The 12,527-nt window shown below is 44.4% G+C and carries 14 protein-coding genes; 4 read left to right on the top strand and 10 right to left on the bottom strand.

The window, feature by feature from the left end; genetic code table 11:
• Nucleotides 1-26 precede the first annotated feature (26 nt).
• The 3 genes from M3234_RS13090 to M3234_RS13080 are packed head-to-tail and all read right to left on the bottom strand — an operon-like array spanning nt 27 to nt 2,616.
• Nucleotides 27-791: a TIGR01457 family HAD-type hydrolase gene (locus M3234_RS13090; protein ID WP_262305137.1), complete on the bottom strand. Its 765-nt coding sequence runs from the start codon at nt 789-791 to the stop codon at nt 27-29.
• A gap of 57 nt (nt 792-848) precedes the next feature.
• Entirely contained in the window at nt 849-1,286 is a 438-nt protein-coding gene (locus tag M3234_RS13085) for a DUF86 domain-containing protein (RefSeq protein WP_262305136.1), read from the bottom strand.
• 28 nt (nt 1,287-1,314) lie between these two features.
• Nucleotides 1,315-2,616: an EAL domain-containing protein gene (locus tag M3234_RS13080; RefSeq protein WP_262305135.1), complete on the bottom strand. Its 1,302-nt coding sequence runs from the start codon at nt 2,614-2,616 to the stop codon at nt 1,315-1,317.
• Between the two features lie 181 nt (nt 2,617-2,797).
• On the opposite strand from M3234_RS13080, the gene M3234_RS13075 reads away from it, so the two are divergent.
• Nucleotides 2,798-3,064 (top strand): DUF3055 domain-containing protein, encoded by a 267-nt coding sequence (locus M3234_RS13075; RefSeq protein ID WP_262305134.1) that lies wholly within the window; start codon nt 2,798-2,800, stop codon nt 3,062-3,064.
• Between the two features lie 57 nt (nt 3,065-3,121).
• A complete protein-coding gene (locus tag M3234_RS13070) occupies nt 3,122-3,415 on the top strand; it encodes a cytosolic protein (protein ID WP_262305133.1) in 294 nt (97 codons plus the stop codon).
• A 27-nt stretch (nt 3,416-3,442) separates the two neighbouring features.
• Here the strand turns inward: M3234_RS13070 and M3234_RS13065 are convergent, their stop codons facing one another.
• Complete coding sequence (locus M3234_RS13065; protein WP_066314267.1) at nt 3,443-3,718, bottom strand: YutD family protein; 276 nt, start codon at nt 3,716-3,718, stop codon at nt 3,443-3,445.
• A 117-nt stretch (nt 3,719-3,835) separates the two neighbouring features.
• Here M3234_RS13065 and M3234_RS13060 point away from each other — a divergent pair, with 117 nt between their 5' ends.
• Nucleotides 3,836-4,477 carry a YhcN/YlaJ family sporulation lipoprotein gene (locus M3234_RS13060; protein ID WP_262305132.1) on the top strand — a complete coding sequence of 214 codons (642 nt, stop codon included), beginning with the start codon at nt 3,836-3,838 and terminating at the stop codon, nt 4,475-4,477.
• Nucleotides 4,478-4,644: 167 nt separating this feature from the next.
• On the opposite strand, the gene lipA is transcribed toward M3234_RS13060, so the two are convergent.
• Nucleotides 4,645-5,583, bottom strand: coding sequence for a lipoyl synthase (lipA, locus tag M3234_RS13055; protein ID WP_311315654.1), 939 nt, complete (start codon nt 5,581-5,583; stop codon nt 4,645-4,647).
• Nucleotides 5,584-5,875: 292 nt separating this feature from the next.
• Between lipA and M3234_RS13050 the strand changes: the two genes are divergently transcribed.
• On the top strand, nt 5,876-6,868 hold the full coding sequence (locus M3234_RS13050) for a M23 family metallopeptidase (protein WP_396953951.1): 993 nt from the start codon (nt 5,876-5,878) through the stop codon (nt 6,866-6,868).
• Nucleotides 6,869-6,895: 27 nt separating this feature from the next.
• Here M3234_RS13050 and yunB read toward each other — a convergent pair whose 3' ends face one another.
• The 5 genes from yunB to sufB form a co-directional block, all read right to left on the bottom strand.
• Nucleotides 6,896-7,687 carry a sporulation protein YunB gene (gene yunB, locus M3234_RS13045; RefSeq protein ID WP_262305130.1) on the bottom strand — a complete coding sequence of 264 codons (792 nt, stop codon included), beginning with the start codon at nt 7,685-7,687 and terminating at the stop codon, nt 6,896-6,898.
• A gap of 106 nt (nt 7,688-7,793) precedes the next feature.
• Nucleotides 7,794-8,096, bottom strand: coding sequence for a YunC family protein (locus tag M3234_RS13040; protein WP_262305129.1), 303 nt, complete (start codon nt 8,094-8,096; stop codon nt 7,794-7,796).
• Nucleotides 8,097-8,161: 65 nt separating this feature from the next.
• A complete protein-coding gene (locus tag M3234_RS13035; protein ID WP_262305128.1) occupies nt 8,162-9,514 on the bottom strand; it encodes a bifunctional metallophosphatase/5'-nucleotidase in 1,353 nt (450 codons plus the stop codon).
• A gap of 487 nt (nt 9,515-10,001) precedes the next feature.
• On the bottom strand, nt 10,002-10,847 hold the full coding sequence (locus M3234_RS13030) for a DUF72 domain-containing protein (protein ID WP_262305268.1): 846 nt from the start codon (nt 10,845-10,847) through the stop codon (nt 10,002-10,004).
• 211 nt (nt 10,848-11,058) lie between these two features.
• Nucleotides 11,059-12,456: a Fe-S cluster assembly protein SufB gene (gene sufB, locus M3234_RS13025; RefSeq protein WP_066314287.1), complete on the bottom strand. Its 1,398-nt coding sequence runs from the start codon at nt 12,454-12,456 to the stop codon at nt 11,059-11,061.
• Between the last annotated feature and the right edge of the window lie 71 nt (nt 12,457-12,527).

The following is a 12,527-nucleotide window of genomic DNA, read 5'->3' as shown; positions in this document are numbered from 1 at the left end:
AAAAGGATGGCGATGTGCCATCCTTTTTATGGTTCCCAATGGTCCAAAGTGTCAACTGTATAAGTTGGCTGTTGCTCGTAACCCTTCAACAATTCTTTCGTTGTGACTCCGGTATGAACCAATAAAGTATCCATTCCGGCATTCATGCCCGCAAGAATGTCGGTATCGTAATAATCGCCAACCATCAATGTATCTTCTTTGGCTGTTCCCAACACCTTTAACGCCTGTTCCATAATGATGGATTCAGGCTTTCCGATAAAGATAGGCTTAGTTTGTGTGGAAACGGCAATGACAGACGTCAATGATCCATTTCCCGGAAGGAGCCCACGCTCTGTCGGAATCGCAATGTCACCGTTAGTCGAGATAAATGTCGCCCCATTGCGGACGGCAAGGCAGGCCACGGCCAATTTTTCATAACTGATTTCCCGGTCTATTCCGACAACAACAAAATCGGCATCTTCCCCGGCGAACTGGAACCCTTTTTCCTCGAGCGACGTTCTAATTCCCTCTTCCCCAATCACATAGACTGTACCACCTGGGTTTAACTCATATATGTAATTTGCTGCTGCCTGGCTTGTCGTAAACACAAGCTCCTCGGAAGCCGGAATGTCAAAGTCGAGCAGTTTTTTGGCAACCTGGGCCGGCGTCCGGGATGAATTGTTGGTCACAAACAAGTAAGGAATCCCTTTTTCTTTTAACTTTTTGACAAAATCGGAAGCAGCCTCAATCCGCTCTGTGCCTCGATACATCGTCCCGTCCAAATCAATTAAATAGCCATTATATTTTTTCAAATAAAATCACCTCTGAAATTAGCTTCTCCCATAAAAGAAAAAGACCGTTCGGCGGTCTTAGTTTTTAAAAGCGGATACCGGTCCTAGTTCATTTGTCAAATAATCACGGACATTTGCCGCAAAAAGACCCAAGGCCGGCAAATTCTTAGAAAATTGTCGGATTAGTTCCGAATGATCTATTTCTGTATAAAATTGAACAAGCATTTTGCGAAACCCAATCAAGGTTTTCAAGCTGCTGCCAGTTTCTCCACTGATAACTTTTTCATCCATTAAAATGTCAATGATATCTTCATAGCTTCCCGGGTCACGCATGATAAATCCGTCAATCATGGAATTGCCAACATCCAATACGGACTCCAGCATCATCTGCGCCACCCGCTCCAAAGCGGCTGTTTCTAGCGGTGTGGACCATTCCTTGACCTCCGAGAAAAGCTTAGTTTGCGTTTCCAAATACACTAATGTAGTTTCAATTTTTTCCCGGTCTACAAAATACATGTACTCCACTTCCTTCATCATCATCAATCTACGTTGCCATTTCCCTCATCAACACCGTTGGCGGAGCGTAAAAATTGCCTTGGGCGAGGTCAACCTTATTGCGGGTCAGGACTGAGGCTTCCTCCTCACTTTCGATTCCTTCGGCAACAACGAGGGAACCTGCTTCCCTAGCCACCAGCAATAACCCCTTAAGCATGGATTCCTTTAAAGAATTTTTATCGATATCTGAAATAAGGGATCGGTCAATTTTAATGATATCAGGCATAATCTCACTAATCGTACTCAAATTGGAATATCCGGCACCTGTATCATCAATTGCAATTCGGAACCCCATTAATCGTAACATTTTTATATTATAAATGAAATCTTTGAGCCCTTCGATTGAATCATTTTCCGTTACTTCAATGATGATCTGTGTCGGCAGAATGGTGCGAACGCGCTGGAGCAGAATTTTTACATCCCTGGTGAAGCGAATGTTCCCAAGTGTGATCGGAGTAAAATTAATGAAGACATCATCACGGCATTTGGCTGCCTTTATTTGTTCCAACGCTTTTTCAAGGACAATCATTTCTAGTTCATAGAGCGTCCCAGTCTGTCTGGCAACGGAAAATAACGGCAAAGGACTCTCCAACGCCGTTCCTTTTGGACCGCGGGTCAGCATTTCCCACGCCCGGATTTCATTTGTGGCAACATCAATAATCGGCTGTGCCAGCAGCTTAATATTCTTTTGGGAAATAATTTTATTGATTGTATAAAACATGCTGTCATATTTGGCGGCAAGTCTTTTCTCGGCCATGGCAATCGCCTGCCGCTGCGCTTTTTCCATCGATTCCTGAATCGAGTAATGTTTTTTGTCAACGAACATATAACCCGTTTCAAACTGAAGCTGAATCGATTGGTAAAGCTTATGCAGCCTTTTTTCCACCTGGTTTGTCAAGTTCTTCATGATTCGGTCCATTTCGGATATGTAATGGCAATCATGATCCACCTGAACGACTAAGGTAAGTCCATCCCCATAATAATCATGAAGGGAGATAATATCCTGTTCATCCAGTTCTTCTATTACAACTTCCCTAAATGCCTTCTTAATCTGCCTTTGCAAATGACGATGCTGGTTCTCCCCAAGCTGTTCGGCCAACTCGGCGACATTTTGCAGATTAAACACAATAACGGCCACCTCATGTCCCGTTTGAAAAGCGGTGACGACTCCCTCTAATACTGGATTTCGCAGCACGAATTTAGGCGGATAAAATCGTAATGAAGAAAGAGGCAACAGAAGCTTTCCCCATTGCATTATTTCTTTCACTTTGTCGATGGAGCGGCGGATCATAAGTTTCCCTCTTTAGCTTCAGACATCATAGTTAGGTATATTGTAACATATTTTTACATTATTCTATTTTTTTTACAGCATTTTTTTCAGACTATGTTGGGAAAATCCTCAAAGCTTCCCTTCCTCAAGATTATTTTGATATGATAGAAGGTGTTCAATAGGACTGATAAAGGAGACTGTTATGGTAGATCGTTTTTTCTTATATGATGATACGGAAAATACAAGGACAAGGTTTGTCAGCTTTGTGGGTGAAAACCAGCGCTATGATTTAGCCATCATCAAATCCGACCGCCATTATGGCAAGTCGCTTGTTTTAAATATGCAGGGAAACCGTTTTGCGATTATTGGCCAGGATGACTTGCAGGAAGAGGGCTACTTGGAGTATGCCTTTCAATTGAATGAAGAAGAAGCAGAGGAATTGAAATCTTTTCTGATTGAAATCATCTAAATAAGCTCATGCTTTCTCGCTCCTTTAGAGATACTATAGAAAAAAGGAGTGAGCCACATGGCTGAAAAGGATGCTGAGAAGTACGGTGATTTTTCCAATGTGGAAAAACAGCGGAATTATCTGACTGCTGAAGAATTCCCCGACGGGCCCTTTGGGTCGCCATTCAGGCAAAATGAACCCGTTGAATTGAAAAGCACCCCTTGGAAGGAAGGGCAGCGCCGCTACAGCAGCTTTAATTACGAATTTAAATCGCTGCACCAAGATCTCCCTCGGCAAGTGCCAGGCGCCCATCCACCGCATGATAATAAATCAACCGATGAACAGGCACCGTATAATAATAATGAAGCGTAAAAAACGAAGGAGCATTTGCCCTTCGTTTTATTTTTTTACCTTTTTCAACACAAAATAAGCACAGCCAAAATTACAGTATTCATAAAGGTATTCGCTTAATGTACTGATTTTTGTATCAAAGGTTGCTTTTTGGTTTTGGTCATCAAAGAAGCCTTTCAGGCGAAGCTGGCCGTATCCCCAATCACCGACAATGTAGTCATATCTGGACAGAATATCGCTATACCTGGCTTTCAGCGCATCCTCGTTAAAGCCGTCGCGAAACTCCTGCACCAGTTCGTAATGTAAATTATTGATCGTTACCATACCTTGTCACCTCTTTTTTGCCAGCGGTTCTAAACTCCATTATAACCGATTCACCATGAATTACTAAGAAAAAAAACATCCCGTATGGAAATTCTAATAAAAGGAGGTGTTTTCACATTGAAAAAGCTAGTCGTAATCGCGGGACTGTGTACGCTGACAGCGCTCGCCGGCTGCCAGAAGGACACGGCCAACCGCGATGTCTATGAGGAAAGCGGCAATACCATTAATGTAAACAATAAACGCCACGAACTTTACCGTGAGGGAGCAGCAAAGGATGTTCGCAACGTCAGTACCTCCTATGGGTTTGTCCGTCATCAGAAAAGCCCTTTGATGAACGACAACACCGCCAATGACACCTATTCAGCGCTTGACCGCGAACAGGTAGCTAACGTTATCAGCAAGTTAAGTGTCAATATTCCACATGTCAGCGATGTTGCGACCCTTGTTACCGACCAGGAAGTATTGGTGGCCTATGATACCAATTCAAAGGATCGCAAAATGACAGCCGATCAGGTAAAAAGAACCGCCATGTCTGTCGTCCCAAGATTTTACCATGTGTATGTCAGTGACAATAAAGCCTTAATGCAGGATGTCGAAAATTTGGCAAGCTTTGATTCAACCAATAGAAAAGCGCGCGACTCGGTCAATCAGGTAATAAAACAAATGAAAAAATCACCGCAGGGCTACCGGATGAACGACAGTGAGGACGAAAATGGCCTAACACCGGATGATTCTAACCGGACAATGACAAATCGATAATTTAAAAAGCGGAAGCGCCTCGATCAGCCCCGATAAGCTTAAGACGTAACCCGCAGGATGGGCCTGCCCTCGAGGGGGACGGCTTAAGACCTCGAGGGGCTAGGTGCTGGAGCTGGATTATAAAAAGGAGTTCTGACCCGAGTAATGGGCCGAACTCCTTTATTTCTTTATGCTTCCTGGGCGTTTTGTGTATGCTCTCCAAGCATCTGTTTATGCTTTGCAGCAGCATTGACTTGCTCATCGGCGTGGTATGAAGAACGGACGAGCGGACCTGCTTCACAGTGACTGAAGCCTTTGCTGAGAGCAATCTCCCGCAGTTCATTAAATTCAGCTGGGCTGTAATATTTTTCAACCTTTAAGTGACCTTTGGTTGGCTGCAGGTACTGGCCAATCGTCATGATATCCACATTGTTCGCGCGCAGGTCGTCCATGACCTCGATAATCTCTTCCTTTGTCTCCCCAAGGCCAATCATCAGGCTGGATTTAGTCGGGATGCTTGGCTGCATTTCTTTGGCGCGGCGCAGGAACTCAAGAGAACGATCATATTTGGCCCGGGCGCGGACTCTTGGAGTTAAACGTCTGACAGTTTCAATATTGTGATTCAGAATATCCGGCTTCGCATCCATCAGCATTTTCAAATTTTCTTCTTTTCCGCCCATATCTGACGGAAGCACTTCAATGCTGGTAAATGGATTCTTGCGGCGAATTGCCCTGATGGTTTCTGCAAAAACGGCTGCACCGCCATCCTTCAGGTCATCGCGGGCCACAGCAGTGACGACCACATGCTTCAGGTTCATAAGCTGAACCGAGTCTGCAACCCGTTCCGGCTCCTGCAAATCAAGTTCGGTCGGCAGGCCAGTTTTTACTGCGCAGAAACGGCAGGCTCTGGTACAAGTGTCGCCAAGAATCATAAACGTTGCCGTCCTTCTTGCCCCCCAGCATTCATGGATATTCGGGCAGCGCGCTTCCTCACATACCGTATGTAGATTTTTTTCCCTCATTAATTTTTTTAAGCCAGTGTAAGACTCATTTGTATTTAGCTTTATTTTTAACCATTCCGGTTTTCGTAAAATTTCTTCTTGCTTGCTCATGATTACACCCCTTATATGATCAAAAACAACATCTTCTTTTGTCACTTTAACATACCGGGGATGGAACGACAAGCGAAGGGGTTTGTTTGCGGGGCTTCAAAAGAGGTTTGGCAAATACGATGTGAATTCGACGAAATACTCCATAAGTTCGGCGAAAACATCCTCAAGTTCGGCGAAAATACGCCTAAGTTTGGCGAAATACTCACCAAATCCGGCGAATACCTTTTGATTACCATATATTAACCATTATGAAATTTCCTAGGTTCCATAAACTAATTTTGTACATTTAAAGGGAAGGATGATTCCTGTGAGGGCTGTTCTGATGATTGGAACGTTCCTTTTGTTCTTTACTTCAATAATTGTTCCAAGAAATGCTTATGCCAGTGAAATCGACCCTTATTGGGAACGAATGGAGCTTTATAAAAAAGTTGAAACAGTTACGCAAATTCCATGGTACTACCTGGCGGCAATTGATCAATATGAACGAAATGTGCGTAACGTTCGTCGTGACTTGCCTAAGCCGGATCGTCTTATCGCCATCTATTTTAAGCCTGAGGTATGGGTAGGATTGACCAACCCGAACCTTGCCGAGGAAGACCCTGCAATCATCTCTTTTTTTCATGGAATGGGTGTTGATGGGGATGGTGATGGAAAGGCTAGCCTCAAAAGCGACGAGGATGTCTTATATGCATTTGCCAAGTACCTTCTTTCTTATGGTGTTGACCATGATAATATTAAAATCGGGTTATGGAATTATTACCGCCGCGACCGAACAGTAGGCAGCATTGCCAATTACGCAAAAATCTACCGCCATTATGGACGGCTTAATTTGGATGCAAACGTATTTCCTGTTCCGCTCCGCAGCAATCATAGCTATCGCAGCACGTGGGGAGACGCCCGCGGCTGGGGGGGACGCAGAATTCATGAAGGCACCGACATTTTCGCCGGATACGGCGTTCCGGTCAGGGCCACCTGTTACGGTGTCATTGAAATCAAGGGCTGGAACAAGTTTGGCGGCTGGAGAATCGGAATTCGAGATATTAACAACAACTATCATTACTTTGCCCATCTAAGCGGCTTTGCGAAGGATTTGAAGGTTGGGCAAATTGTTGAACCTGGCATGCTGATTGGCGGAGTAGGAAGCTCCGGCTATGGACCACCAGGAACCTCCGGGAAATTCCCGCCGCATTTGCACTATGGGATGTATAAGGACAACGGAATTACCGAATGGTCTTTTGATCCGTATCCGCATTTGGCAAAATGGAAACGGCTTGAACGGGCCCGTGCCGTGAAGAAATAGGACTGTCCGCACAAAATGGACAGTCCTTTATTCTCCTCCTGATTTTTTTGTTGGTTTTGCTTTCTTTTCCGGAACAGGAATGGAAAGCGTTGAATCTCCGCCGCTATTATAAAATTGCGGGACTTCCCCCTGTATCAAGGTGCCGCCCACAGGTATGGTCTGCTTTAGCTTTGTAATCTCTGTTGCAAATGGGGTAATAATTTGCACAGATACTTCGATCTCTACCGAAACTTTAATCCACGTGTTGTTGATTCCAATTGGCTCCGTTTCGATATGAACATCAGGTTCAACCTCACCGATAGCATGAAATTTAACTGGGATTTTCGGACCGAGGTTCCCCAATAAAGTGATATTGGTGGCTTGCCCGAGCGGAACATACCATACAATCCCATCTTCTGACGAGGTGTCTTCTGTCTCAATTTCCACGTCGGTTAACTGCTCCAATGAGGCAATATTGCCTGCTTTGGCAGACTTTAAGTTTTTTTGAATTTGTGCTGTTGTTTCAGCTAAAACCCTATTAATCAAATCTGTATTTAATTGCGCATTTTCTTTCGAGCCATCTGCACTGGGGATAATTTGGATGACATTATTATTTTCCCCCACATTGGTTGTTCGTTTTGTAATGGCTCTATTAATAACAAGGGATGCAATATTTCGGGTTTCAGATGTTGCATATCGCATCAAAGTCGGTTCGATTCCCTTGTTGACAAGCAAGATTCCAATAGCGGTCGTAAACAGAAAAAATACGATTGTTATTAGAATGACATAGCGGAAGGGCAATGGTCCACGCTTTGATAGCCTTCTGCGAAACTTTGCCAAAAAAATCACCCCTTCAAGCTATATGTATGCTTTAAGGAGGTGGTCTAGCCCACTAATGTTTGAACAAGTAGGGTAAAAATAAAAGCCTGCCTTAAAGGCAGACTTTTTACAGCATTTTCAGCAAGGCGTCCTTGCCGATCATCCCTTTCTTGATTCCCAAATTTTCTGCCTCGAGTGTTACAGACTCCAGCGGAGCATCTAACAGCTGCTCAATCGTCCGCACGCCAACAGCCCTGCCAGCAATGACTTTGAGGTCCTTTAACTTTTCATTCAGTAACCCGACATCCAAAGCACCGCACATAATATATCCTTTTTCGCTTGTCACGACAAGCAGGGTAGTTTTAGGAAGTAACACCGAAACGGCCAAAAACGTATGGCCTTCAATTTCAACTGGTGATAGATTAATCAAAGGATTCCACACTCCTTTCCCTACTAACACAGTATGAAAGCAGGTTAAAAAGCGTGTGTCCCAATTTAGGACATTGACTGCAGCTTCCATTTCAGCAGATCGCGCATGAATTCCGGCAGAAAATAATTTTTGGCCTTTTGCGGAATAACCCTCTTGAAAAAATGGCCGAATGTAAACATATCAGGCAAAGCTAAGGTGTATGTTTTTTCTGGAGCAGGCTCCATTCCTCCAATTAGGACCCTTCCCTCCACGAATTCAACCCCGTCATAAATGAATATCCCCAATTTATCGCCTCGGAATCCCAGGCCTTTTATATGCCGATGATGGAGGGTTTCATCTAATGATTCTTCGATAACAGCGATTAATTCCTCCCCGGTTATCTCGACAACACATGGATTGATCGGATGCGGGCAAATTGTGAGCAAATCATACTTCGTTACATCGCCTGCCAGCGGCCCCAACAGCAGCCCTGCATTAATCATTGCACAATCAGCCTGGCACCATTCCTTTACCGCGCGGCATAACAACAAGCCCAAGTCCGTTTTCTTAAAAGGTTCAGCTGCCAACGGCCTCTGGAGAGTCGTAATGGTCTGTGATAACAGATCTTTTCCTTTATCAAAAAATAACTGAATCTCTCTCTCCTCATTTTTGACAGGCGGGAGGTCGTTCACGTTAAAAAGTAAGGCACTTTTACTGCTGATCGTCCTTTGGTCGTTTATCTCGAGTATGACCTGGCCAACGTAATAGCCATACTTACCCGCTGCCCCGATAAGAGTGTCGCCGACCATCTCTCCGGTCTCCAGCACATGATGGGTATGGGCGCCCAAAATGACATCAATTTCAGGGAACTCGGAAGCAATCCTCTCATCGTCCCGAAGGCCCAAATGTGATAGAAGGATTACCAAATCCGACTCCTGTTTAAGCTGTTTAACCCATTTTTTTAATTCCTCGATTGGTTCTGTCAGCTCCCAGTCCAGTTGATCGTAAAGCTGGGCAAACATGGCCGTTAACCCGAGAACACCGACTTTTGTTCCTGTTGGCGTCTGATAAATTTTATAAGGCTTTACCCAGTCAGGATAAGAGCCGTCTTTATTAAAGAAATTCGCGACAAGGACATCAAAGTCGGCATGCTTATAAAGCTTGTCCAAATCGTCGTGAGGCAGATTGACGCCCTCATTATTGCCAATTGTGGCGGCAGTATAGCAGCATTCATTTAATAGCGCTATATTTCCTTTGCCCATTGTTGCCTCCGTATATGGATGCCAGCGGTCGATGAAATCACCGATGTCAAACAGGAAACTGTCTTCCCCGCTTTCCTGGTGCAGCTTTTGCTGTTTTTGTAAAAATTGCTTGATTCGCGGCCAATTTTCCAAATGGCTATGTAAATCATTGGTATGGTAAAGATAAATTTTTTCCATTAGCCTTCCATTCCTTGATGAGTTTTTCGAATCCCGACAACCAGCAGGATAGCCCGTAAAATCCAGACTATTCATTTGCATTTAGACGGGTATTGAGATAGACGCCGACCCCTTCTTATCGACCGAGCAGCTCCATTCTTTCACTCTTCGGTCGTTTAAAACCCTTCTTATCGACCGAGCAGCTCCATTCTTTCACTCTTCGGTCGTTTAAAACCCTTCTTATCGACCGAGCAGCTCCATTTTTTCACCCTTCGGTCGTTTAGAACCCTTCTTATCGACCGAGCGGCTCCATTCTTTCACCCTTCGGTCGTTTAAAACCCTTCTTATCGACCGAGCAGCTTCATTTTTTCACCCTTCGGTCGTTTAGAACCCTTCTTATCGACCGAGCAGCACAATTCTTTCACCCTTCGGTCGTTTAGAACCCTTCTTATCGACCCGTGCAGTACTTTCTTTCACCATTTGGTCGTTAATCCTTATTAAGCAAACATCAAAATAAATCCAGCTGGCGGGGAGCAAGCCCATCATATTCAATATGTAGTAACTCTATCATTTGCTTTGCGTTGTCTGCCGCATCGCCGCCGGAGTTGTTATTAAACAGAAGAAAGACGTCTTTGCATACTTCCTCCAATGAACGAACATGGCCTGCCCATTCCTTCAGTTCCTGTTGATTATACCTGTAAAGGTAGCGCACCTCACGCCAATTATCGGCATTGCGCTTTTGCCAGCCATGTAGATTCCGGCCGTGAAACCGGACAAGGACCTTTTCGGGATGGGTTGACTCCAACACAGTCGGAACCGAGCCTTCTCCGGATTGTGGCTCATCACAAATGCTGTGAATCCATTTTTCTGCCCTCATAAAATCGAGTGTTTGCTGGCGGTACTGGGGAACAAACCATGATTGGTGCCGGAATTCTAGTGCACATGAGACATCCTCCATTTCCTGCTTGCACCAGCGCAAATAATCGACATTTTCTCTTTTTAAATCAAACCAAGGGGGAAATTGAAACAAAACCATCGCAAGTTTATTTTTCTCTATATAGGGATCTAATGATTCCTTAAACGCTTGAAACATGATTTTTTTATTTTCAAACGGGATTTCGCCACGAAGATGGCCAGTCATCCCTTGATAGGCTTTGACAACGAACTGGAAACCTTTGGGAGTTTCATTGACCCATTTAAGGGAATTACGTTTGGGTTGTATGGCGTAAAACGCTGTATCAACTTCGACTGTTGGAAAATGCCCGGCATATTCTTTCAGCTTATCTCTTGGCGAGATTTGTCCAGGATATAAACTGTCGTGATCACCCCAGCCTGTAACACCGATATAAATCAACAAATCACCTCCATTTATTACTAATATAGCATAACCCTTTTGTAATTTTGAAAATTCTCGTTTTGCAATTAAGCCCGGACATAACGTATTCGCCAAAAATGCTTCGATATTCGCCGAACTGATGGAGTTATTCGCCGAATTCCTCAAAGTATTCGCCAAACCCCAAAAAACCCGCCTGCCATTCCCAGCAAGCGGGTCATTTTTCAAAATATTAACCGATGGATCCTTCCATCTCGAACTTGATCAATCGATTCATCTCAACGGCGTATTCCATTGGCAGTTCTTTTGTAAACGGCTCAATGAAGCCCATGACGATCATTTCGGTTGCTTCCTGCTCGGAAATGCCGCGGCTCATTAAGTAGAACAACTGCTCTTCGGAAACTTTGGAAACCTTCGCTTCGTGCTCAAGTGAAATGTTGTCGTTCAAGATCTCGTTGTAAGGAATTGTATCAGAAGTTGATTGGTTATCCATGATCAGCGTATCGCACTCGATGTTGGAACGGGCGCCATCGGCTTTGCGGCCAAAGTGGACGATGCCGCGGTACGTTACTTTACCGCCATGCTTGGAAATCGACTTCGAAACAATCGTAGAAGACGTATTCGGCGCCAGGTGAAGCATTTTCGCTCCAGCATCCTGGTGCTGGCCTTTACCGGCAATCGCAATCGACAATGTCATACCGCGGGCGCCTTCGCCTTTTAAAATAACCGCAGGATACTTCATCGTCAACTTGGAACCGATATTACCGTCAATCCATTCCATTGTCGCATTTTCTTCACAGACCGCGCGCTTGGTAACCAGGTTGTAAACGTTGTTTGCCCAGTTTTGGATGGTGGTATAACGGCAGTAAGCGCCTTTTTTAATAATGATTTCAACTACAGCACTGTGAAGTGAATTCGTTGTATAAACAGGAGCGGTACAGCCCTCAACATAGTGTACATGTGCGCCTTCATCAACAATGATCAGTGTTCTTTCAAACTGACCCATGTTTTCTGAGTTGATACGGAAATACGCCTGTAACGGAGTATCCACTTTAATGCCTGGTGGAACATAAATGAACGACCCGCCGGACCATACAGCAGAGTTAAGCGCAGCAAACTTGTTATCTGTTGGCGGAATAACCGTAGCCCAGTGCTTGCGGAAAATTTCTTCGTTTTCCTTAAGCGCAGAATCGGTATCTTTAAACACGATTCCAAGTGCTTCAAGGTCTTCCTTCATGTTATGGTAAACAACTTCAGACTCATACTGGGCAGAAACCCCGGCAAGATATTTTTGCTCGGCTTCAGGAATTCCCAGCTTGTCGAAAGTCGCTTTGATTTCTTCAGGCACTTCGTCCCATGATTTCTCTGATTTCTCAGATGGTTTTACATAATAGGTAATTTCGTCGAAGTTTAAAGAGTTTAAGTCGCCGCCCCATTGTGGCATTGGCATTTTATAAAAATGCTCAAGAGATTTTAAACGGAAGTCAAGCATCCACTGCGGTTCGTCTTTCATTTTTGAAATCTCTTCGACAATCTCACGGGTCAAACCACGCTTTGAGCGGAATATGGAAACGTCTTTATCGGCAAAACCATATTTATAATCACCGATCTCCGGCATTTTCTTCGCCATCGTCGTATTCCTCCTATTTTACGAGAGGGAAGCACCAGGTCGGCAAGCACCCCGGCCACTTCCAAATTCGT

Source organism: Neobacillus niacini (genome assembly GCF_023715785.1).
Classification (GTDB): domain Bacteria; phylum Bacillota; class Bacilli; order Bacillales; family Cytobacillaceae; genus Neobacillus; species Neobacillus niacini_E.
Note: the sequence above shows the minus strand (reverse complement) of the source record. Positions and strands in the feature narration are given on the sequence as shown.